Origin of the sequence: Oleiagrimonas soli (assembly GCF_000761445.1) — a bacterium.
Classification (GTDB): Bacteria; Pseudomonadota; Gammaproteobacteria; order Xanthomonadales; family Rhodanobacteraceae; genus Oleiagrimonas; species Oleiagrimonas soli.
Genome location: NZ_KN196470.1, coordinates 1,515,508 through 1,536,990, shown reverse-complemented (window position 1 = coordinate 1,536,990; position 21,483 = coordinate 1,515,508). Strand labels below are relative to the sequence as shown.

Annotated in this window: 17 protein-coding genes; 10 read left to right on the top strand and 7 right to left on the bottom strand. The window is 67.4% G+C overall.

What is annotated here, in order from left to right; all coding sequences use genetic code 11:
* Positions 1 to 64 precede the first annotated feature (64 nt).
* The 5 genes from LF63_RS06675 to LF63_RS06655 all read left to right on the top strand — a co-directional run bounded on the left by LF63_RS06675 (position 65) and on the right by LF63_RS06655 (position 7,659).
* The gene (locus LF63_RS06675) at positions 65 to 1,417 is read left to right on the top strand and encodes a TolC family protein (RefSeq protein WP_235205280.1); all 1,353 of its coding nucleotides are present in this window, start codon (positions 65 to 67) and stop codon (positions 1,415 to 1,417) included.
* Complete coding sequence (locus tag LF63_RS06670) at positions 1,414 to 2,463, top strand: efflux RND transporter periplasmic adaptor subunit (protein WP_043100518.1); 1,050 nt, start codon at positions 1,414 to 1,416, stop codon at positions 2,461 to 2,463. Before LF63_RS06675 ends, LF63_RS06670 begins: the two co-directional genes overlap by 4 nt.
* On the top strand, positions 2,460 to 5,501 hold the full coding sequence (locus tag LF63_RS06665) for an efflux RND transporter permease subunit (protein ID WP_043100516.1): 3,042 nt from the start codon (positions 2,460 to 2,462) through the stop codon (positions 5,499 to 5,501). Before LF63_RS06670 ends, LF63_RS06665 begins: the two co-directional genes overlap by 4 nt.
* Before the next feature lie 78 nt (positions 5,502 to 5,579).
* Positions 5,580 to 6,749, top strand: coding sequence for a glycosyltransferase family 9 protein (locus LF63_RS06660; RefSeq protein ID WP_081945123.1), 1,170 nt, complete (start codon positions 5,580 to 5,582; stop codon positions 6,747 to 6,749).
* Between the two features lie 271 nt (positions 6,750 to 7,020).
* Complete coding sequence (locus tag LF63_RS06655; RefSeq protein ID WP_052394783.1) at positions 7,021 to 7,659, top strand: phosphatase PAP2 family protein; 639 nt, start codon at positions 7,021 to 7,023, stop codon at positions 7,657 to 7,659.
* Here LF63_RS06655 and LF63_RS06650 read toward each other — a convergent pair.
* The 6 genes from LF63_RS06650 to LF63_RS06625 all read right to left on the bottom strand — a co-directional run bounded on the left by LF63_RS06650 (position 7,628) and on the right by LF63_RS06625 (position 13,240).
* Entirely contained in the window at positions 7,628 to 9,058 is a 1,431-nt protein-coding gene (locus LF63_RS06650) for a sensor histidine kinase (RefSeq protein ID WP_043100515.1), read from the bottom strand. The two genes, LF63_RS06655 and LF63_RS06650, sit on opposite strands and share 32 nt — an antisense overlap.
* Entirely contained in the window at positions 9,055 to 9,720 is a 666-nt protein-coding gene (locus LF63_RS06645) for a response regulator transcription factor (RefSeq protein ID WP_043100513.1), read from the bottom strand. The genes LF63_RS06650 and LF63_RS06645 overlap by 4 nt, the downstream gene beginning before the upstream one ends.
* Before the next feature lie 131 nt (positions 9,721 to 9,851).
* Entirely contained in the window at positions 9,852 to 10,739 is an 888-nt protein-coding gene (gene htpX / locus LF63_RS06640; RefSeq protein ID WP_043100511.1) for a protease HtpX, read from the bottom strand.
* Between the two features lie 106 nt (positions 10,740 to 10,845).
* Entirely contained in the window at positions 10,846 to 11,154 is a 309-nt protein-coding gene (locus LF63_RS06635) for a DUF6587 family protein (protein ID WP_043100509.1), read from the bottom strand.
* Complete coding sequence (gene feoB, locus LF63_RS06630) at positions 11,151 to 12,998, bottom strand: ferrous iron transporter B (protein ID WP_043100507.1); 1,848 nt, start codon at positions 12,996 to 12,998, stop codon at positions 11,151 to 11,153. Before feoB ends, LF63_RS06635 begins: the two co-directional genes overlap by 4 nt.
* Positions 12,995 to 13,240 carry a FeoA family protein gene (locus LF63_RS06625; RefSeq protein ID WP_043103335.1) on the bottom strand — a complete coding sequence of 82 codons (246 nt, stop codon included), beginning with the start codon at positions 13,238 to 13,240 and terminating at the stop codon, positions 12,995 to 12,997. The genes feoB and LF63_RS06625 overlap by 4 nt, the downstream gene beginning before the upstream one ends.
* A 204-nt stretch (positions 13,241 to 13,444) precedes the next feature.
* Here LF63_RS06625 and LF63_RS06620 point away from each other — a divergent pair, with 204 nt between their 5' ends.
* From LF63_RS06620 to LF63_RS06600, 5 genes are all read left to right on the top strand, one after another.
* Positions 13,445 to 14,248 carry an enoyl-CoA hydratase-related protein gene (locus LF63_RS06620; RefSeq protein ID WP_043100505.1) on the top strand — a complete coding sequence of 268 codons (804 nt, stop codon included), beginning with the start codon at positions 13,445 to 13,447 and terminating at the stop codon, positions 14,246 to 14,248.
* A gap of 26 nt (positions 14,249 to 14,274) precedes the next feature.
* Positions 14,275 to 14,772, top strand: coding sequence for a cupin domain-containing protein (locus tag LF63_RS06615; protein ID WP_043103334.1), 498 nt, complete (start codon positions 14,275 to 14,277; stop codon positions 14,770 to 14,772).
* Positions 14,773 to 16,776, top strand: coding sequence for an acetyl/propionyl/methylcrotonyl-CoA carboxylase subunit alpha (locus LF63_RS06610; protein WP_043100504.1), 2,004 nt, complete (start codon positions 14,773 to 14,775; stop codon positions 16,774 to 16,776).
* A 218-nt stretch (positions 16,777 to 16,994) separates the two neighbouring features.
* On the top strand, positions 16,995 to 17,897 hold the full coding sequence (locus LF63_RS06605) for a hydroxymethylglutaryl-CoA lyase (protein ID WP_043100503.1): 903 nt from the start codon (positions 16,995 to 16,997) through the stop codon (positions 17,895 to 17,897).
* A gap of 109 nt (positions 17,898 to 18,006) precedes the next feature.
* A complete protein-coding gene (locus tag LF63_RS06600) occupies positions 18,007 to 19,797 on the top strand; it encodes a putative bifunctional diguanylate cyclase/phosphodiesterase (RefSeq protein WP_052394781.1) in 1,791 nt (596 codons plus the stop codon).
* Between the two features lie 39 nt (positions 19,798 to 19,836).
* Here LF63_RS06600 and LF63_RS06595 read toward each other — a convergent pair whose 3' ends face one another.
* Positions 19,837 to 21,480 carry a ShlB/FhaC/HecB family hemolysin secretion/activation protein gene (locus LF63_RS06595; RefSeq protein ID WP_161782327.1) on the bottom strand — a complete coding sequence of 548 codons (1,644 nt, stop codon included), beginning with the start codon at positions 21,478 to 21,480 and terminating at the stop codon, positions 19,837 to 19,839.
* Positions 21,481 to 21,483 lie beyond the last annotated feature (3 nt).

Genomic DNA, 21,483 nt, shown 5'->3' with positions numbered 1-21,483 from the left:
GCGTAGGCGCATGTATTCACGACGGTTGTTACGCGCATTCGTCTGCTCCGCGGCAGGCGTGTTCATGGCGGGCTGCGCTCATTACGCGCCGAAACCGCTGGATGAACGCCCCGCGCCCACGGACGTCGCCACGCTGCGGGTTTCCGCCGCAGCGATGCCGATGCCTGCGCTGCGGCATCACCGCTTCGATCCCGGCGACGGTCTCGACATCACCGAAACCGCGATGCTGGCGGTCGCCAACAATCCGCATCTGCGTGTCCTGCGCGATCGGCTCGGCGTCGCTCGGGCGCAGGCGTTCGACGCCGGTCTGCTACCGGACCCGCAGCTGTCCGCCAGCCTCGACCGCCCGAGCGGTAGCGATCCGGCACTGACCCATGCCTTCGGACTGGGCCTGAGCATGGACCTCGGCGCCCTGCTCACCCGCTCTGCGCGTGTGACCGGCGCCCGCGCGACGCAGCGCCAGGTTCGTCTGGACCTGCTCTGGGCCGAATGGCAGACCATCGCCCAAGCGCGACGGCTGTTCGATCAGGTCGAGTCCCTGCGCGCGCAGCAGCAGCGCCTGCAACGCGAAGCGACAGCGCTGCACGGTTTCCAGGGCACGCTCGATCAAGCCTTGCGCGAAGGCAATCTCGATTATGCGGGCGCCAGTGCCGGTCTCGACGCCGTCGCCAACGTGCGCAACCGGTTGGCCGACACCACCCGCCAGCTCGACGACGCCGAACACGCCCTGCGCCTGCTGCTGGGTCTGGCGCCGGATGCACCGCTCCACCTGACCGGACCGGCCTGGCAGCCGCAACCGACCATGGCCCAGGTGAAAGCCGCGGACGCGCACCTGGCCCGACGCCGCCCCGATCTGCTGGCCCTGCAGGCCGGCTATGCGGCGCAGGAAGCGCAGGTCCGCACGGCCATCCTCGGACAGTTTCCCGACATCCAGGTGGGCTTCAACCGCGCGCGCGACACCAGCAACGTCTACACCAGCGGCATCAGCGTCGGCCTGTCCCTGCCGCTGTTCAACCGCAACCGCGGTCAGATCGCGATCGCTCGCGCCACGCGTCAAAGCATGGCCGACGATTACCGCGAACGGTTGCTGTCCACGCGCAGCGACATGCACCGCCTGCTCGCCGTGCTGAACACGCTGGACGCCCAGATCAAGGCCGCCCAGGCGCACGCCCGACAACTCGATCGCGCTGGCCAGGCCGCCACCGCTCGTTGGCACGACGGCACCCTGGACTGGCCGACCTGGCTGACCATCCGCGCCAGCGCGCTGGACGCCGACCTGCAACTCGACGATCTGCGCCAGCAGCGCGCCACGGCCTCGATCGCGCTGGAAACCCTGCTCGGCGGCGACTGGTCCGATGCCGGTCGCGCGGACGTCGCCGCGAACCAACGCATGCACAACACGGATGGACGCCCATGAACCGGCCCCGCTTTCTCGTCTTCGCAGGCTTCTCCCTGCTGGCCCTGCTGACCGGTTGCTCCTCCTCCGGCAACGATTCGATGACCGCCAGCGTGGCCATCACCACCGTCACCCCCACCCGACACAGCTTCCACGACAGCATCTCGGCCTGGGGACGCGCCGTGGCCGACAGCCGTCACCAGGAGCGTCTCGAACTGCCGCATGCCGGACGCATCGATGCCCTGTCGGTGATCCCTGGCGAGGCGGTCTCGAAAGGCCAGGCACTGCTGCGCATGCACACCGACCCGACTGCACGGCAGGCCTACCGCCAGGCCGAACACGACCTGACCCTCGCTCGCGGCCATCTCCAGCGCATGCAGAAGCTCTTCCGCGAACATCTGGCCACGCGCGAACAGGTCGCCAGCGCACAGCGCCAGCGCGATGACGCGCAGGCCGCGATGCAGGCGCAGCGCGCGCTGGGCAACGGTCAGACCGAATACGTGCTGCGCGCGCCCGGCGGCGGCGTGGTCACGGCGCTGCATGTGGAGCGTGGTCAATACGTCGCAGCCGATGCACTGCTGCTGGATTTCACGCCGGGTGCCGACCTGCGCGCGCAGCTGGGCGTCCCGCCGGACCTGGCCACGCGCATCCATGTCGGCATGCCGGTGCAGCTGCGTCCGGTGTACGGCAAGCATGGCAGCCACATGGGCACGGTCGACATGGTCGGCCACGCCATCGACCCAAGCAGCGGACTGGTACCGGTGTGGGCCACCATCCCGGCCGATATCGCCGCGCGCTGGGCGGTCGGCAGTCCGATCAGCGCACGTATCCAGACCACGCAGTTCGTCGCCTGGGCGGTACCCCGGGAAGCCGTGCTCGAGGACAAGCGCGGCCACTATCTGTTCCAGGCCAGCAAGGGCCACGCGCATCGTGTGGACGTGAAGGTCGTGCAACCCGACGGCGACACCGTCGGCGTCCGCGGCAAACTCGACGCCCACCTGCCGGTCATCGTGGCGGGCGCGTATGAGCTGTCCGACGGGGACGCCGTGCGCAAGGCCGGATCATGAAGATCACCGAATGGATGCGCCAACATCAACGTTCGCTGATGTTCCTCGCCCTCATGCTCACCGTGGGCGGCATCATGGCGGCCTTCCGCCTGCCGGTCTCGCTGTTCCCCGACGTATCGTTTCCACGCGTGCGCATCAGCCTCGACGCCGGCGACCGCCCTGCCAGCCAGATGGCCGTGCAGGTCACCACGCCGATCGAGGACGCGGTACGCAACGTGCGCGGCGTGCGCGATGTGCGCTCGACCACCAGCCGCGGCAGCGCCGAGATCCAGGCGCGTTTCGATTGGGGCTCGGACATGGGACGCGCCCTGCTGAACGTCAATTCGGCCGTCTCGCAAACCCTGCCCGACCTGCCCGCGGGCACGCGCGTGCAGACCGAACGCATGGATCCGATCACCTATCCGATCCTCGCCTACAGCCTGCGCTCGGACACGCTCAACCCCACCCAGTTGCACGATCTGGCCAAGTACCAGCTGCGCCCCCTGCTTTCGAGCATCGACGGCGTGGCGCACATCGGCGTGCAGGGCGGCACCGTCGGCGAATACCACGTCGACGTGGACATGAACCGACTGCGCGCGCACGGACTGACCCTCGCCGATCTCGACCACGCCGTGTCCGGCGCCGCCACCATCCGCGCGATGGGACGCATCCAGGACCACTACAAGCTGTTCCTGCTGCTGGCCAACAACCAGCCGGACACCCTGACTTCGCTGCGCGACATCGTGATACGCGCCGGTTCGGGCGGCATCGTGCATCTGGGCGACGTCGCCAACATCAAGCTCGATCACGTCCCGCAGTGGATTCGGGTCAAGGCCGACGGACACGATGCGGTGCTGCTGCAGGTCTACCAGCAGCCCTCGGCCAACAGCGTGCAGATCGCCAGAGAGGTGAAACAGCGCCTGGCCCACTACACCCTGCCGCCGCACGTGAAACTGGCCAGCTGGTACGACCAGACGCAGCTGGTCAAGGGCGCGGCCGCCAGCGTGCGCGACGCCATCGGCATCGGCGTGGTCCTGGCCGGCCTGGTGCTGCTGCTGTTCCTGCGCAACGCGCGGGTCATCCTGGTCGCCCTGATCGTGGTGCCCTCCGTGCTGGCGGTGACGGTGTTGCTGCTGTCCGTGCTGCACATGAGCTTCAACATGATGACGCTGGGCGGCATGGCGGCGGCCGTCGGCCTGATCGTCGACGACGTGATGGTGATGCTCGAACACATCATGCGCCGCATCCGCGACGGCGAGGGTCCGATTGCCTCGCGCATCACCCACGCCGCATGGGAATTCACGCGCCCGCTCACCGGCTCCAGCGCGGCCACGGTGGTCATCTTCCTGCCGCTGGCGTTCCTGTCCGGCGTGACGGGCGCCTTCTTCAAGGCGCTCTCGCTGACCATGGCCAGCGCGCTGATCATTTCCTGGCTCCTGAACTGGGTCGCGGTGCCGCTGCTGGCGAACTGGCTGATCGACGAACGCCACGCGCACGAACCCGAACCCAGCCGGCTGACCCGCCGCCTGCAGACCGGCTACGAACATCTGCTCGACAAGATGGTGCGTCGCCCGCTGCTGATTCTGCTCGCCGTGCTGCCGCTGCTGGCGCTGGGCGGACTGGCCTACACCCGCGTCAGCACCGGCTTCATGCCGCAGATGGACGAAGGCGGTTTCATCCTCGACTACATCTCCAAACCCGGCACCTCGCTGGTCGAAACCGACCGCCTGCTCGGGCAGGTGGAAAAGATCATCCAGGCCAATCCCAATGTGTCCACCTACTCCCGGCGCACGGGCCTGCAGCTCGGTGGCGGCCTGACCGAAGCCAACACCGGCGACTTCTTCATCCGGCTGAAGAACGGCAACCGACCGCCGATCGACACCGTCATGGAGAACATCCGGCTGCAGGTCGAACACAAGGTCCCGGGCCTGGACATCGAGCTTTCGCAGTTGATGGAAGACCTGATCGGCGATCTCACCGAAGTTCCACAACCCATTGAAATCAAGCTGTTCGGAGACCAACCGCAGAAACTTTCGAGTACAGCCATGCGAGTCGCCAAGGCCATCGGCAAGGTGCCCGGGGTGGTCGACGTGCGCAACGGCATCAACCCAGCCGGCGACGCGCTGGAAGTGCATGTCGATCCCGACCGCGCGGGCCTGATCGGCCTGACCCCGGACCAGGTCACCGCGCAGGTAGAACAGGCCGTCGGCGGCGTGGTCTCGGCCGAGCTGCCGCAGGGCCCGAAGATGACCGGCGTGCGCGTGTGGCTGCCGCGACACGACCACGCGCGGGTCGAGCAACTGGAATCGCTGCCGATCCGCGGCCACGACGGGCACGTCCTGCCGCTGTCGCAACTGGCCAAAGTGCAGGAGGTCAACGGCCAGCCCGAGATCGACCGCGACAACCTCAAGCGCATGGTCGCGGTGACCGCGCGCATCAACGGCCGCGGCCTCCGTTCGACCATCGCCGACGTGAAACATGTGCTGGCCCGTCAGGGCATGGTGCCGACCGGCATGTACTACCAGTTGGGCGGTCTCTACGCGCAGCAGCAGAAAGCCTTCCACGACCTGACCCTGGTGCTGCTGGCGGCCATCGCGCTGGTGTTCACGCTGTTGCTGTTCCTTTACGAGAGCTTCCGCGTGGCGCTGTCGATCATGCTCATGCCGCTGCTGGCGCTGTCGATGGTGTTCGTCGGTCTGTGGGCGACCGGCATCCAGCTCAACATCACCGCCATCATGGGCATGACCATGATCGTCGGCATCGTCACCGAACTGGCGATCTTCTACTTCTCCGAGTACGAGGATGCCCGCCAGCGCATGGAACCGCAGGAAGCGCGTCGCTACGCCGGTCGCCACCGCATGCGGCCGATCCTGATGTCGACCATCGCCGCCATGTTGACCCTGGCCCCGCTGGCGCTGGCCCTGGGCCGAGGTGCACAGATGCAGCAGCCGCTGGCCGTCGCCATCATCTCCGGCATGCTGGTGCAGGTGCCGCTGGTGCTGCTGGTGATGCCGGCCCTGCACGCCTGGCTCACCGAACGCGGCGCCACGCGCCGATAACGCTATGCATACATCCGCTAAGGCGGGCCTAAGTCTGCCCGCCTAGCCTTGCGCAAACCCGACACGCTCTCGGAATCCATGCGCGAACACGTCCTGCAACAGGTCATGCCCGAATCCTCCGGTATGGCCTTTATCGGTCGCGCGGAAAAGGAACGCCGCAAGATCCTCGCCAGCCTGCTTGGCCGCCGCTTGCGCGCCATCGACGCGCAACTGTGCGCACCAGGCGCTCTCCCCGTGCACGGCATCCACCGGATTCTGGTCTGCCGTCCCAACCATCGTCTCGGCAACACGGTGCTGATCAGCCCGCTGCTGCGCGAACTGGAAGCGCTGTATCCGGGCGCCGAGATCGACATTCTCGGCGCAGGTTGCGCGGCCGAAACGCTGTTCGGCACCCGTTTCCAGATCCGTCGCATCGTCAGCCTGCCACGCCGCATTCCGCGCCATCCGCTGCGCGCACTGCGTCTGATACGCAGCGTGACTCACGACCGCTACGACCTGGCGATCGACGCCTGCCTGCAATCCAACATGGGGCGACTGCTGCTGGGCGCCTGCTCGGCGCGCTACAAGATCGGCTTTCCCTACGACGCCGAGGCCGGCACGCCGCTGGCGAGCTACCATCACGGCTGCCCCGAGCACTTCGCGCTGCGCAACGTGCATCTGCTGCGCGTGGCCCTGGGCTGCGCCAGCACGCGCGAGTGGCCGCGTCTGCATGTCGGTCTGGACCCGTTGGAACTCACGCGCGGCAAGTGCGTGGTGGACGCCATTCTCGATTCGCCCGCCGATGCGCCGGAGCAACGACCGGTGCTGGGCATCTTCGCCAATGCGACCGGCGACAAACGCTATCCGGAAGACTGGTGGCAGGACTTCGTCGCTACGCTGCGCGAGCGGCAGCCGGACGTGCGCATCGTCGACATCCTCGCCGAACACGGTCTGTCGCAGCTTCCCGGCACGGCGCATCCGTTCTTCTCGCGCAACCTGCGCAAGCTGGCGGCGGTGCTGGCCAACCTCGACGGCTTCATCAGCGCCGACTGCGGCGTGATGCACCTGGCCAGCGCGGTGGGCACACCGACGCTGGGACTGTTCTCGCGCGACAACGCCGCCAAGTACGCGCCCTATGGCGACCTCAACCGCGCCATCCACACGCATGCCGAGATGTCCGGCGCGCAAGTGGCCGAGCAGGCCTCGCAGTGGATCGCTCGCCTGCACCGCGAGAGGCACGCCAGGCACGCATCGGCCTCGGCCGCGTGATCGCGCCACGTTCGACGCCACGGCATGCTTGGGCATACGTGGCGTCGGCGCCGGCTTCGCTGGCATAGCCGGTCGATGACGGGCGTGCATCGCGGTGCACGCATTCCGTTGTCGCATCCGTACAGCATCGACCCGCGCCGCTCGGGCAGACGATGGTGCCCCATGGCCGGCACGTGCCCACACCGACCTAAGCATTCGTAAAGCCTACCGGGCTACGTTCAGGGCACCCGAACCGCAACGACGCGCGCGACCGCGTCCGGAGCCTCTTGCCATGCGCCGCCTCGCCTTCGTTCTGCCGACCCTGGCCCTGTTGGCGTGCCTGTTCCACGCCGCCCCTGCCCACGCCTACGGCGGCGGTCCGCTGGGCATCGACCACAAGCTGCACTACGACAACAGCGGCATCTGGAAGCGCAGCACTCAGAAAGACCTGCAGTACGGCATGATCATCACCGTGATCGGCGGTTCCTTCGCCCTGGGCGACCAGAGCCGCCTGGGCGACACCTTCTGGCGTTCGCTGGACGCGATGACCTTCTCCGGCATCGCTTCGGCGGGCCTCAAGCTCGGCTTCCAGCGCAAGCGTCCCTCGCAGACGGACAACCCCAACGACTTCTTTCAGGGCAGCGGCTACCAGAGCTTCCCCAGCGGCGAGGTCGCCGCACTCAGCGGCGCGGTCACGCCCTTCATCGTGCGCTACGGCAGCGAGCATCCGGCCGTGTACGCACTCGCCCTGCTCCCGGCCTATGACGCGGTCGCGCGCATGAAGACCCACGGCCACTGGCAGACCGACGTGCTGGCCGGCGCGGCACTGGGCACCGGCATCGGCATCTGGGCCGCGCGACGCAAGAGTCCGCTGATCCTCGGCTGGCTACCGGGCGGTTTCAGCGTCGGCTTCGTGCATCGCTTCCAATGACGGCCGCCGCCCAGCGCAAGTCGGCGCGCAGGCGCTGATCGTCGTCGAGCACAAAGCTCAACTGCACATCCAGCGCACGCGCGGCGGCCATGGCCAGATTCAATCCCAGCCCGGCGTGCCCCTCGTTGTCGGCCGAGTGCTTGCGCCAGTGACGCCGCCCCAGGTGTGCGACTTCGTCCGCATCCAGTTCGGGAGCCGGATTGATCACACGCAGGCCGTCCGCGTCCCACGCCAGTTCCACGGTTGCCCCCTCGGGCGCGTACACCGCCGCGTTGCGCAGCAGGTTGCCGACGATGATGCGTAGCAACGAAGCATCGCTGCGCAGGAACACGGGCAGCGTCGTGGTCCGTTCGATGCGTACATGACGGCGCGTCAGCACATCGTCGAGCCCCGCCAACTGCTTCGACACCAGCGCCTCGATGTCGACGCGCTCGCACTCGAGTTTCTCCAGCCCGGCCTCCAGCCGCGTGAGCAGCAGCAGGCTGGACACCGTGTTCTCCAGTTCGCTGCCGATCACGCCGACGTCGGCCAGCAGATCCGCGAGCGGGCGTCCGCTGGGATAGCTGCGCTCGACATCGACCAGCGTGCGCAGCTCGGCCAGGCGCGTGCGCGTCTCGTGCGCCAGCGCGCTGGCGAAACGCCGCTCGCGCTGCATGCTGTCGTCCATCCGCGTCAGCACTTCGTTGAAACGCTGAGTCAGCGGCGTGAGTTCACGCGTGCGGGTCGGCGGCAACCGCTGGCCCGGCGCGTGCGGCCCGACATCGCGCATGTGCTCGGCGAGCGCGGACAACGGTTGCAGCCCTCGCCGCACGAGCCATGGCGAAAGCAGCAGGACCGCAATCAACGCCAGCATCGGCGTGATCAGCAGAATGCCGTCGATGGCGAACAGGATGCGGTCGAGCTGGGTGCGCGGCAGCAGCAGTAGCATGCGGCAATCGGGAATATCCATCGGCCGACCGGCCACCGCCGCGTGTTCGGCCGGCGCCGGGCGGAACCCGAACCAGACCGCGCGCTGCTGCACGCCGCCAGCGTCGATGTCGGTGAAATGCGGCTTGTCATCGGGCGTGTTGCGCCAGTCGAACGGATATCGCTCGGCCGCCGTCGGACTGCTGAAACGCTGGCCGTTGCTGCATTGCACGACATACGTGGTGCGCGCGTTGCCGAGCAGCAGATGCGAGGGCTCGCGCTGCAGTTCGTCCATGTCCAGTCCGTTCGGGCCGACTTCGACCAGGGCGGAAACCGCCTGCGCCTGTGACAGCAGACTGGCGTCGAAGCGCTGCTGCATCTCGGCGTCGACGAGCTGATCCATCGCGATCGCCGCCACGCCGAGCAGAAGGATGATGCTCACGCCGATCATCAACGCGATGCGCGAGGACAGCGAGTCGGGCCAGAGACTCACGGAATCAGATACCCGGCGCCGCGCCGCGTCTCGATCAGACGTTCCGGCGCGACCTGGTCGAGCTTGCGTCGCAGACCGAACACCAGCACCTCGATGCTGCGGTCGGACGCGGTCGAATCGCTGCCCGCCACCCGTTCGAGAATTTCGCCGCGGCTGAACACGCGTCCGCGATGGCGCGCCAGCAACGAAAGCAAAGCGAATTCACGCGGCGTCAACGAGAGTTCGCGGTCGCCGACGACGACGCAATGCGCACGCAGATCGATGCGCAACGGACCGACCTGCAGCACCGGCGCATGCGCCAGCGACGGGCGGCGCGCCAACGCATGCAGGCGCGCCAGCAACTCGTCGAAGGCGAACGGCTTGACCAGATAGTCGTCCGCGCCGACGTCCAGCGCGGCGACGCGGTCGGCTACCTGATCGCGCGCCGACAGCACCAGCACCTTGGGACGATGCTGCAGGGACGGCAGCGTGCGCAGCACGGTCATGCCGTCCATGCGCGGCATCATCAGGTCCAGCACCAGCAGTTCGTATTCGTAGGTGCGCAGGAAGTTCAGCCCTTCCGCACCGTCGACGGCGACGTCGACGGTAAAGCCCTCGGCCTGCAAACCGCGTTGCACGGTTTCACGCAGACGTTTGGAATCCTCGACCAGCAGCAGTTTCATGAAGTCGCCCGACCTGCACATTGATGCGCGCCATCCTGCCACGAGCGCGACGGACATCCCAGCAGTCCACGCGTCCAGGCGGCAGGTTTCGTTCCTCGATGTCGCCGCGCATCCGCGGCGACGTCATGGCATCACCCGGCTCGACGCAGCGCCTCGATGCGCTCGGCCAGTGGCGGATGGCTCATGAACAGGCGCTTCAACCCGCTGGCCAGATGGCCGGAGATGCCGAACGCCTGCATGTTCTTCGGCAGCGTCGATTCGCCGTAGCTGGCGCCGAGCCGCTGCAGCGCCGAGATCATGCGCTCGCGTCCGGCAAGCTTGGCGCCGGCCGCATCGGCACGGAACTCGCGGTAGCGCGAGAAGGCCATCACGATCATCGACGCGAACAGGCCGAAGATGATCTCCAGCACGATCACGATGATGAAATAGCCGATACCGCCGCCGCGATCGTCGCGACCGCCGCTGAGCCAGCTGTCGACCATGCGGCCGACGATGCGCGCCAGGAAGATCACGAACGTGTTCAGCACGCCCTGGATCAGCGCCAGCGTGACCATGTCGCCGTTGGCGACGTGCCCGATCTCGTGGCCGAGCACGGCCGAGACCTGGTCGCGATCCATGCCGTGCAGCAGCCCGGTGCTGACCGCGACCAGCGCATGATTGCGGCTGGCGCCGGTGGCGAACGCGTTCATCTCCGGCGCGTCGTAGACCGCCACCTCGGGCATGCCGATGCCGGCCGCCTGCGCATGCCGGCGCACGGTGTCCAGCAGCCAGCGCTCGGCGTCGTTGGAGGGCTGCGCGATCACCTGCGCGCCGGTGGTCATCTTCGCCATCCACTTGGACAGGGCCAGCGAGATCAGCGAACCGCCCATGCCGATCACCGCGGCGAAGATCAGCAGCGGCCCCATGCCGCCGTAGCCGCGCGAGGCCGCCCACACGTCCACCCCGAACAGATGGGCGACGATGCTGAGCAGCACCAGCACGGCCAGGTTGGTACCCAGGAAAAGAAGAATGCGGCGCATGATTCGGTCTCGTGTCGAAAGGAATTCGGCAGATCGAATATTTAGTCTTCGGCGTGGCCTTTCAAGTTCCGCGAAGACCGCCGCAAGGCATGCGGACAGGCGCGAATCAGGAGTGCTTGCGCGGACGGATGTGCAACGGCATCGGCGCGCTTGCTTCGATGTGCGGCGCGGGCGCGCAGCCGCCACAGGTACCGCAGCCGTCGCCGCTGCCGCAACCGCCGCTGCGCGCCTCCGCGGGTTGCAACCAGCGACCGATACGGCGCAGCAGGCGCCCGCGCTCGGGACGATCAAGCGCCGCCGACATCCGTCCGAGCGCGCGCCGCGTGATCTCCGGCGCCAGCTTGCGTGCGGCGAACGCCACGCTGTACAGCAGCAGCGCGCCGAGGACCAGGGACTGAACGATCTCGAAGCTCATGCGAACAACCTCGCGATCTGGTAGGTGATCAGCGATGCCAGATAGGCCAGGCCGAACAGGTAGCCCGCAGCCACCGCGACGTTGCGCCAGGAATTGGTCTCGCGACGGATCACCGCCAGCGTCGACATGCACTGCGGCGCGAACACGTACCAGGCCAGCAGCGACAGCGCCGTCGCCAACGACCACTGATGCGCGATCAGCACGCCCAGATGCGAGGCCACCGCGTCGTCGGTGCCGGACATGGCATACACCGTGCCCAGCGCGGACACCGCCACTTCGCGCGCGGCGAGGCCGGGGATCAGCGCGATGCAGATCTGCCAGTTGAAGCCGATCGGTGCGAACACGTGATGCAGCGCGTGACCGAGACGGCCGGCCAGGCTGTAGTCGATGGCCGGTCCGGTCGCGCCGGGCGGCGGCGCCGGGAAGCTGGACAGGAACCACAGCAGCACGGTCAGCGTCAGGATGATGCCGCCGACGCGACGCAGGAAGATTTTCACGCGCTGCCACAGGCCGAAGGCGACGTCGCGCACATGCGGAACGCGGTAGGCGGGCAGCTCCATCAGCAGCGCATGCTCGCTCTTGTCACGCCGCAGGTGCTTCATCACGTAGGCCACCACCAGCGCGCTGAGGATGCCGGCGAAATACAGCGCGAACAGCACCAGCCCCTGCAGATTGAACACGCCCCACACGCTGTGCTTGGGAATGAACGCGGCGATCAGCAGCGTGTACACCGGCAGTCGCGCCGAACAGGTCATCAGCGGCGCGACCAGGATGGTGGTCAGGCGGTCGCGCGGATCGGAGATCGAGCGCGTCGCCATGATGCCGGGGATGGCGCAGGCGAAGCTGGACAGCAGCGGAATGAAGGCGCGACCGGTGAGTCCGGCCTTGAACATCAGCCGATCGAGCAGAAACGCCGCGCGCGGCAGATAGCCGGATTCCTCCAGCGCCAGGATGAACAGGAACAGGATCAGGATCTGCGGCAGGAACACCAGCACCGTGCCCAGACCGCCGAAGATGCCGTCCTGCACCAGACTGTGCAGCGCGCTGTGCGCGGGCAGCAGACCGCCGACCCACGCACCCAGTGCGGACACGCCGGCGTCGATGCCGTTCATCAGCGGCTCGGCCCAGGAGAACACCGCCTGGAAGATGAAGAACATCAGCACGCCGAGAATCGCCAGCCCGAAGACCGGGTGCAGCACCCAGCGATCGATGGCGTCGTCGATGCGCGAGGCCATCGGCGGCATGCGCACGGCAGCGGCGATCAGGTCGCGCACCTGTTGATGCAGGTCGCGTTCGTCGTCCACGATCGAACCCGGCATGGCTTCGGACGGGTCCATCGTCTCGATGTGCTCGACCAGCGCCTTGGCGCCGCCGCGATGGATCGCCACGGTCTCGATCACCGGCACGCCCAGGCGGCGCTGCAGTTCGGCGACGTCGATGTCGATGCCGCGGCGGCGTGCGGCGTCCATCATGTTCAGGGCCAGCACCACCGGCCGGCCCATGCGCAGCACTTCCAGCACGAAGCGCAGATGCAGACGCAGGTTGGTGGCGTCGACCACGCACACGATCAGGTCCGGCGCCGCCTCGCCCGGATACGCGCCGCTGCAGATGTCGCGGGTGATGGCTTCGTCCGGACTGGCCGCATCGAAGCTGTAGGCGCCGGGCAGATCGAGCAGCTGGAAGCTGCGTCCGGATGGCGTCAGCAGCCGCCCTTCCTTGCGCTCGACGGTGACGCCGGCGTAGTTGGCGACCTTCTGCCGGCTGCCCGTGAGCAGGTTGAACAACGCCGTCTTGCCACAGTTCGGATTGCCGACCAGAGCGATGCGCAGACTGCTTGCCGTCATGCCGTCGCCTCCTGTCGCACGAGTACCCGCGCGGCTTCGTTGCGGCGCAGCGCGAAACGCGTGTACCCGACCTGCACCAGCAACGGGTCGCCGCCCAATGGCGCCCGCGCCACCACGCGCACCGTCTCGCCCACGACGAAACCCAGATCGCGCAAGCGGCGCGCGATCAGGTCATCGGGATGGGCGTCTTCGACAGTGTGGACCACAGCCTGGGCACCTTTCGGCAGATCGGAGAGTTGCACGGACATCCAGTCAAAATAAGAATGGTTCGCATTATAACTCGCCTTTGCGCACTTCGCGATGTGCGCGACAACACGCCACGGAACATCCCACCGAATTCCCGCACGCGTGCCTTTCGTGCCTGGTGCATGGGCGAAATCGGGCGGGGACGCTGCACGGGCGCTATCATGGGCGTCTTGCATCGTCCGGAAGGAGTCCGCAGCGCCATGTACGAAACTCTCGTCTCGGAACGTCGCGACGACGTGGCCCGCATCACGCTGAACCGCCCCGAACTGCACAACGCCTTCAACGCGGCGCTGGTGGCCGAATTGACCGAGGCGCTGGAAGCCGCCGAACGCGACCCGGCGGTGCAGGCCGTGCTGCTCACCGGCGCCGGCCCCAGCTTCTGCGCCGGCGCGGACACCCGCTGGATGCGTGGCATGGCCGCCGCCAGCGAGGCCGAGAACAAGGAAGATGCGCTGCGTCTGGCGCAGCTGCTGCGGCAGCTGAATTTCCTCGCCAAGCCGACCATCGCCTGCGTCAACGGTGCGGCCTTTGGCGGCGGCATCGGTCTGATCGCCTGCTGCGACATCGCCATCGGCAGCGCAAATGCCAGCTTCGGCCTGTCCGAGGTCAAGCTCGGTCTGGTGCCGGCGACGATCTCGCCGTACGTGGTCGCCGCCATCGGCCTGCGCCATGCGCGCCGATTGTTCGTGACCGGCGAAACCTTCGATGCCGAACACGCCACCGCCATCGGCCTGCTGCACGAGTGCGTGCCGGCGGACGCGTTGGACGACGCCGTGGAAAACGTGTGCAAGGCCATGCGCCGCGGCGGTCCGCTGGCGCGACGCGAGGCCAAGCGTCTGGCGCTGCGCATGGGCGGCATGGACGCGCGCGAAGCCGCTCATATCGACGCCGAGAACGCCGAACTGATCGCCCGCCTGCGCGTCAGCGAAGAGGGCCAGGAAGGACTCGGTGCATTCCTCGAAAAGCGCCGCGCTTCCTGGCGCGATGCGGCTTCCGACACATGACCGACGACACCCGCCCGGAGCATGCCATGCCCCCTCCGATCCTCAACCTGGACAACGTGCAACTGCGTGGTCTGGATGCGTCGAGCGGCGTTTCGCCCGAGCTGCCGCCCGGCTACGACGTGCGCTGGGGCGAGATCGCCAGCCGCATCGGCGCGCGCAAGCTGGGCTACAACCTGACCGTGGTCGCGCCGGGCAAGCGCAACTGCCCGTTCCACAGCCACCGCAGCGAAGAGGAGATGTTCTTCGTGCTGCAAGGCCGTGGCGAACTGCGCCTGGGCGATGCCCGTTATCCACTGCGCAAGGGCGACATCGTGGCCTGCCCGCCCGGCGGCCCCGAGACCGCGCACCAGATCATCAACACCGGCGACACCGAACTGCACTACCTGGCCGTCAGCACCATGGCCGACGTGGAAGTGTGCGAATACCCCGACTCGGGCAAGTTCGGCGCCTTTGCCGCCGGCGAACCGCGTTACCGCCACATCGGTCGCACCACGGACGCCCGCGACTACTGGGAAGGAGAGTAAATGTTCCGACGCATCCTGATCGCCAACCGCGGCGAGATCGCCTGCCGCGTGATCCGCACCTGCCGTCGTCTCGGCATCGAGACCGTCGCGGTCTATTCCGAAGCAGACGCCACCGCGCAGCACGTGCGCCAGGCCGACCTGGCCTGTCCCATCGGCGGGCCGCGACCGGCCGACTCCTACCTGCGCGCCGACGCCATCCTCGAAGCCGCCAGGCAGACCGGCGCGGAAGCCATCCATCCCGGCTACGGCTTCCTGTCCGAGAACGCGGCGTTCGCCCGCGCCTGCGCCGAGGCCGGCATCGTGTTCATCGGTCCCAAGCCCGAAAGCATCGAAGCCATGGGTTCCAAGGCCGAAGCCAAGGCACTGATGCAGCGGCACGACGTGCCGCTGGTGCCCGGCTATCACGGCGAGAACCAGGACACCGCACACCTGGCCGAACAGGCGCGCATCACCGGCTTCCCGCTGATGATCAAGGCCGCGGCCGGCGGCGGCGGCAAGGGTATGCGCATCGTGCGCGAGGAGAAGGACTTCGCCGACGCACTGGGCGCGGCGCAGCGCGAGGCGCAAAGCGGTTTCGGTGACGCGCGCGTGATCCTGGAGCGCTACGTCGAGCATCCGCGCCACATCGAGTTCCAGATCTTCGGCGACAACGAAGGCCACATCCTGCACCTCAACGAACGCGAGTGCTCCGCGCAGCGCCGCTATCAGAAGGTGCTGGAGGAGACGCCCTCGCCGTTCCTGACGCCGCAACGCCGCGCCGCGATGGGCAAGGCGGCGGTGGCGGCGGCCAAGGCCGTCGACTACGTCGGCGCCGGCACCGTCGAGTTCATCGTCGGTGCCGAGGGCGACTTCTACTTCATGGAAATGAACACGCGCCTGCAGGTCGAGCATCCGGTGACCGAGATGACGCTGGGGCTGGACCTGGTGGAATGGCAATTGCGCGTCGCCGCTGGCGAACCGTTGCCGTTGGAGCAGGCCCAGATCGAGGCCCAGGGCCACGCCATCGAAGTGCGCCTGTACGCCGAGGACCCGGAGCAGAACTTCCTGCCCGGCTCCGGCCGCCTGCAACGCCTGCGCCTGCCGCCCGCGTCGGCGCACGTGCGGCTGGACAGTGGCGTGGTCGAAGGCGACACGGTGACGATCTTCTACGATCCGATGATCGCCAAGCTGATCGTGCACGACAGCGACCGGCCGCGCGCCCTGCAGCGACTGCGCAGCGCGCTGGCGACGTGCGACATCGTCGGCCCGAAATCCAACGTCGCGTTCCTGGAACGGCTGGCGAACCATGCCAGCATCGTCGAGGGCACCATCGACACCGGTTACCTGGATCGCCATCTCGACGACTTCCTTGACCATGGCGAAGCAATCCCCGCCCTGGCCCTGCAGGCCGCGGCCACCGCGATGCTGCTGGAGGACGAATGCCGCGCCGCCGGTCGCACTGCCGCCGCCGACCCGCATTCGCCGTGGGCGCGCGCCGACGCCTGGCGCATCGGCCATGCCGGCAAGCGCATCGTCGCCCTGCTGCACGGCGGCGAGCGCATCGAGATCGAGGCGCACGGGCACGACGGCCGCTATCGCCTGACCGACACGACGCAGCCATCCATCGAGGTCACGCATGCCGCTCTGCTCGACGACGTGCTGATGCTGCACATCGACGGCACCGCGCATCGCCTGCCGCTGCAGCTCGAGCACGGTCGCGCCGTGCTGCATGTCGAGGGGCGTCGCTACGTGTTCGAGCACGCGCCCGCGTTCCAGTTCGGCGGCGAGGAAGCCGGCGGCGGCAACCGCGTGATCGCGCCGATGCCGGGCCGCATCGTGCTGGTCAAGGCCGCCGAGGGCGACGACGTGACCGAGGGCGACGAGCTGCTGGTGATGGAAGCGATGAAGATGGAGCTGTCGCTGAAAGCGCCGCGCGACGGTCGCATCGGGAAGATCGCCGCCAGCGAAGGCGAATTCGTCGAGGCCGACGCCGTGCTGGTGACTTTCGAGTCCGACGATGCCTGATCGAGCGTTCTGCACGAAGCAGCCTGTCCGATTCGGGACATTCACGGGTATGGATGGCATGCGATCCTCCCTGATCGCCCCGATCGGCTCCCCGACCGCAAAGTGCCTGCAGCGCTCCGCGGATGCATCCGGAGCGGCCATCCATGGCCGCACGGCTGGAGAAGCGTCGTCCTTGGGATCCTCTCGAAAAACATCGTGAACGGGACCATCCTGAACCTATGAACACCTTTCCGAAATCCGTACGCATCGTCGAAGTGGGCGCCCGCGACGGTCTGCAGAACGAGAAGACCGTCGTGCCGGCCGCCACCAAGATCGAACTGATCGATCGCCTGACCGCCTGCGGTCTGCAGACCATCGAGGCCACCAGCTTCGTCAGCCCCAAGTGGGTGCCGCAGCTGGCGGACGCCGCCGAGGTCTACACCGGCATCCACAAACGCGACGGCGTCGCCTATCCGGTGCTGGTGCCGAACGAAAAAGGCTACGACCGCGCGCGCGAGGTCGGGGTGACCGAGATCGCCGTGTTCAGTGCCGCCAGCGAGGCGTTCAACCGCAAGAACATCAACGCCTCCATCGACGAATCCATCGAACGCTTCCGCCCCGTGCTGGAGCGCGCGAAAGCGGATGGCGTGAAGGTGCGCGGCTACGTGTCGACCGTGCTCGGCTGTCCGTACCAGGGCGAGGTGCCGGTGTCCGACGTGGTGCGCGTGGCCGAGCGTCTGCATGCGCTGGGCTGCTACGAGATTTCCCTCGGCGACACCATCGGCGTGGGCACGCCCGAAAAGGCCCGCGCGATGCTGCGCGCGGTCGCCGAGGCCGTGCCGATGTCGGCGCTGGCCGTGCACTTCCACGATACCTACGGCCAGGCGCTGGCGAACCTCCATGCCTGCCTGGAGGAAGGCGTGAGCGTGGTCGACAGCGCCGTGTCCGGCACCGGCGGCTGCCCGTACGCCAAGGGCGCCACAGGCAACGTCGCCACCGAGGACGTCGCCTACATGCTCGCCGGCATGGGCATCGCCACCGGCATCGACCTGGATGCCCTGGTCGAGACCGGCTTGTGGCTGTCCGCGCAACTCGGCCGCGCGACCTCGAGCCGAGTCGCAAAGGCCAGATCAAGTCACTGAATTCAAAAGAGTTCAACGCTCGAAAAAAGCTGGACCGAAGCGCCAGGAACGGTGCTAGACTGAAAGCTCCCACATGGCAAGGGGGCCGTGGGTTGCACCGGCACCATGGATGCGCAAGAAGCTGCCTGACGAGGATCGCGCTGCATCTCCAGCGCACGACGTTGCTGGCGCCGTGCAACCGGTCGCGCGCGGCCCGGATGCCGACCGGGACCCGCTATCGCACGCCGCCGACCACGCCGCCCGCTTCCGCACCCTGCTCGACGCCGTTCCCGATGCCGTGACGCTGCACGACGCGCAGGGCGACATCGTCGACGCCAACACCGCGGCGGTGCGCATCTTCGGCTACCCGCTCGACCGGCTGCGCGGCATGAATGTGCGCGACCTCAACCCCAATCTGCCGGACGACCACATGACCGCGGTCATGCGCACGCACGGCGTCGACCAGACCTTCAGCGTGATCAGCGTGAACCGGCGCGCGGACGGCACCACGTTTCCGGTGGAAGTGCACTCGAATGTGTTCGTCGATGCCGGTCAGCCGCGCATCCTCGCCGTGGCGCGCGACATCAGCGAACGCGTCGAGGCCGAACGGCAGCTGCGGGTCTCGGCCGACCATCTGCGCAAGCAGGCGCGCGTCGATTCGCTAACCCGTCTGCCCAATCGCGACACCATGCTCGAAGCGATCCGCGAAGCCATCGACGGGGCGCGCGCGGAAGCCAGTCCCGCGGTGCTGTACATCGATCTGGATCGCTTCAAGATTCTCAACGACATGCTCGGCCACCATGCCGGCGATCGCCTGCTGCTGGCCACGGCCGAACGCCTGCGCATGTGCTGCGAGGGCGACGTGCGCTGCGGCCGCTACGGCAATGACGAATTCATCGTGCTGCTGCCGCGCGGCGCTTCGGCCCGGACGTGCGCGCAGCGCATCATCCGCGCCTTCGAGCGCCCCTTCCAGCTCGAGGGCGAGGCCTTCGTGCTGACCACTTCGATCGGCATCGCCCACTACCCGCAACACGGCGACAGCGCCGAACAACTGATCCAGCACGCCGACACGGCCATGCACGAGGCCAAGCGGCGCGGGCGGCACACCTACCGCGCCTTCGACAAAACCATGGGCGATCGCCTCGGCATGCGCAACCAGATCGAGGCGCAATTGCGCCTGGCGCTGGATCAGGGCGAACTGTGGCTGGCATTCCAGCCGAAAATCTCGCTGCATGACCGCCGCATTGTCGGCGCCGAAGCACTGTTGCGCTGGCGCAGCCGTCAGTTCGGCGACGTGCCGCCGACCGACTTCATTCCGCACGCGGAGAACTCCGGCGAGATCGTGCGCATCGGCGCCTGGGTCGTGCAGGAAGCCTGCCGCCAGCTGCGTGCCTGGCGCGACCAGGGCCTGATGCTCGAGCACATCGCGGTCAACGTGTCGTTCCGTCAGTTGCTGAGCGGCACCTTCAGCGACAGCGTGCAGGCCGCGCTGGACGCGCACGGACTCCCCGGCGACGCGCTGGAACTGGAAATGACCGAGCGCATCCTGATCGACGAAGCGCCGGACACGCTGGAGACATTCACCGCCCTGAAGAAGATGGGCGTGCGTCTGAGCATCGACGACTTCGGCGAGGGCTACTCCTCGTTCAACTACCTGCGTCACCTGCCCATCGACTGCGTGAAGATCAGCCACACCTTCATGCAGGGCATCCCCAGCCAGGCCTCGGACACGGCCATCTGCGAGGCCATCGTGCGCATCGCCGACAGCCTCGGGATGACCGTGGTCGCCGAGGGCGTGGAGAGCGAGGAACAGCTCGCGTTCCTCGAACGCATCGGCACCGACGATGCGCAGGGCTTCCTGTTCAGCCATCCACTGCAACCGGCGCAGATGGCGGACTTCATGCGCGACTGGAAAGCCTGACGCAAAAGCATCGCACCCGGCATGCCGGATGCGCCGAGGTCAGTCGAAATCGACGCTGAGCCGGAAATCGAAACGCACGCTGTCCTGCTGCGGCGTCACCGTGTCGAACGGCTTGGCCACGTCGGCGGAGGCGGTCAACCAACGATAGCGGTACATGCCGCCCAGACCCGCGCCCGAGATCGAACTGGCGTTCGGGTAGTTGGCGCGCACTTCACCGTGATCGGCAAAAACGAACAGATCCAGTTTTTCGCTGAACGCGCGATGCAGTTCGAGATCGACGTAGTAACCGCGCGGGCCGGCCAGCACGCCGCGCTCGTACCCGCGCACGCTGCCCGGGCCGCCGATCTGGAACAGGTTGGCCGACGGCAGGTTGGTGCCGGAACTGAACTGCCAACCGGCGTTGGCGCGCAGCGCCCAGTGCGACTTGCCCAGACGCTGAATCAGGAACGCGCTGCCCGGCGTGAGATTGAAATGGCTCTTGCCGAGCATCGGTTCGTCGGAATCCAGGCGCGTCACCAACTGGGTGATGTTCCAGCGCCGACCGTCGCTGCTGTGATCGATGCTGAGTCCGACCGTCGCCGAATGATTGGTGGTGTGCGCGATCTGCTTGCCGCCGATGCGCGTCACCGAGTCGCTGATGGTGTAGGCCGCCACGCCGCTCAACTGCGTCTGCAGCGTGGCGATGAACGGCTGCTTGTAATTGACCGACTTCACGGTCGAGGTGCCGGTGATGTTCAGATCGCGGAACGCACGGTCGAGGATGTTGATCTGACTGTGCGCCAGACTCACGCCGAGCCGCCCGTTGTTGACGAACAACGGCACCGAATACGAGATCGCACCGTCATTGCCGCCCTTGGCATGGGCGATGTTGCCTTCCAGCAGATCGTCGACGCCGAACAGTCCGTAGATGTGTCCCTGCAGACCGAAGCGATAGCGCCCCGTGCTGTCCACGCCGCCGTTGTCGACGAAGGCCACCAGGTCGTGCCGGTCCGGCTCCTGCACGGCCAGGTGGATGTCGGTCTGACCACGTTCGGCGCCCGGCGCCAGCAGCGCGCGCACTTCCAGATCGGTGGTTTCGTTGAGGTACACCAGGTTCTTGCGCAGCTGATCGGAGTCGACGATCTGACCCGGTTTCTGATCGACGCGGCGCAGGATGAAATCCTTGCGCACATGCTTGTCGCCGACCACCGTGATCTTGCCCAGACGGCCCTCGACCAGTTCAATGCGCACCACGCCATCCTGGATCGACTGATTCGGCAGGATCGCGCGCGCGGTGGTGATGTGTCGCGCCCGGTACAGATTGTTGACGCGGTCGAGCATCGCGTCGAGATCGGACTTGTGCAGCATGCGGCCGAGATACGGCTTGACTGCATCCTGCAACGCCTGCGCGCTCAGCAACGCGGACGTCGTGAAGTCGACGCGCTTGAGCACGAAGCCCGGACCACCTGCCGCGGTGGGCGTCTTCGAGGACGACGACTTCGCGGCCTTGTCGTCCAGCGGGTCCGTGGGCTTCTTCGGCTGGGTCTGCTGTTGCTCGTAGTAGCGCTGCAGACGCTGCGCATCGTTCTGCAGCGTGCTCGGCACGGTCTGCGCAGCCGCCTGCCCCGCGGCTGCGAGCAGACAAGCGCTCAGCGCGGACAGCGCCAGCACGCGCCGCGTCGTGGCGGATGGTTTCCGTTTCATGCG

Bases quoted from the DNA above. Each gene is read 5' to 3' on its own strand.
- LF63_RS06675 (WP_235205280.1), top strand. From the start codon at position 65: ATGGCGGGCTGCGCTCATTACGCGCCGAAACCGCTGGATGAACGCCCC.
- LF63_RS06670 (WP_043100518.1), top strand. From the start codon at position 1,414: ATGAACCGGCCCCGCTTTCTCGTCTTCGCAGGCTTCTCCCTGCTGGCC.
- LF63_RS06665 (WP_043100516.1), top strand. From the start codon at position 2,460: ATGAAGATCACCGAATGGATGCGCCAACATCAACGTTCGCTGATGTTC.
- LF63_RS06660 (WP_081945123.1), top strand. From the start codon at position 5,580: ATGCGCGAACACGTCCTGCAACAGGTCATGCCCGAATCCTCCGGTATG.
- LF63_RS06655 (WP_052394783.1), top strand. From the start codon at position 7,021: ATGCGCCGCCTCGCCTTCGTTCTGCCGACCCTGGCCCTGTTGGCGTGC.
- LF63_RS06645 (WP_043100513.1), bottom strand. From the start codon at position 9,720: ATGAAACTGCTGCTGGTCGAGGATTCCAAACGTCTGCGTGAAACCGTG.
- htpX (WP_043100511.1), bottom strand. From the start codon at position 10,739: ATGCGCCGCATTCTTCTTTTCCTGGGTACCAACCTGGCCGTGCTGGTG.
- LF63_RS06635 (WP_043100509.1), bottom strand. From the start codon at position 11,154: ATGAGCTTCGAGATCGTTCAGTCCCTGGTCCTCGGCGCGCTGCTGCTG.
- feoB (WP_043100507.1), bottom strand. From the start codon at position 12,998: ATGACGGCAAGCAGTCTGCGCATCGCTCTGGTCGGCAATCCGAACTGT.
- LF63_RS06620 (WP_043100505.1), top strand. From the start codon at position 13,445: ATGTACGAAACTCTCGTCTCGGAACGTCGCGACGACGTGGCCCGCATC.
- LF63_RS06615 (WP_043103334.1), top strand. From the start codon at position 14,275: ATGCCCCCTCCGATCCTCAACCTGGACAACGTGCAACTGCGTGGTCTG.
- LF63_RS06610 (WP_043100504.1), top strand. From the start codon at position 14,773: ATGTTCCGACGCATCCTGATCGCCAACCGCGGCGAGATCGCCTGCCGC.
- LF63_RS06605 (WP_043100503.1), top strand. From the start codon at position 16,995: ATGAACACCTTTCCGAAATCCGTACGCATCGTCGAAGTGGGCGCCCGC.
- LF63_RS06600 (WP_052394781.1), top strand. From the start codon at position 18,007: ATGCGCAAGAAGCTGCCTGACGAGGATCGCGCTGCATCTCCAGCGCAC.
- LF63_RS06595 (WP_161782327.1), bottom strand. From the start codon at position 21,480: ATGAAACGGAAACCATCCGCCACGACGCGGCGCGTGCTGGCGCTGTCC.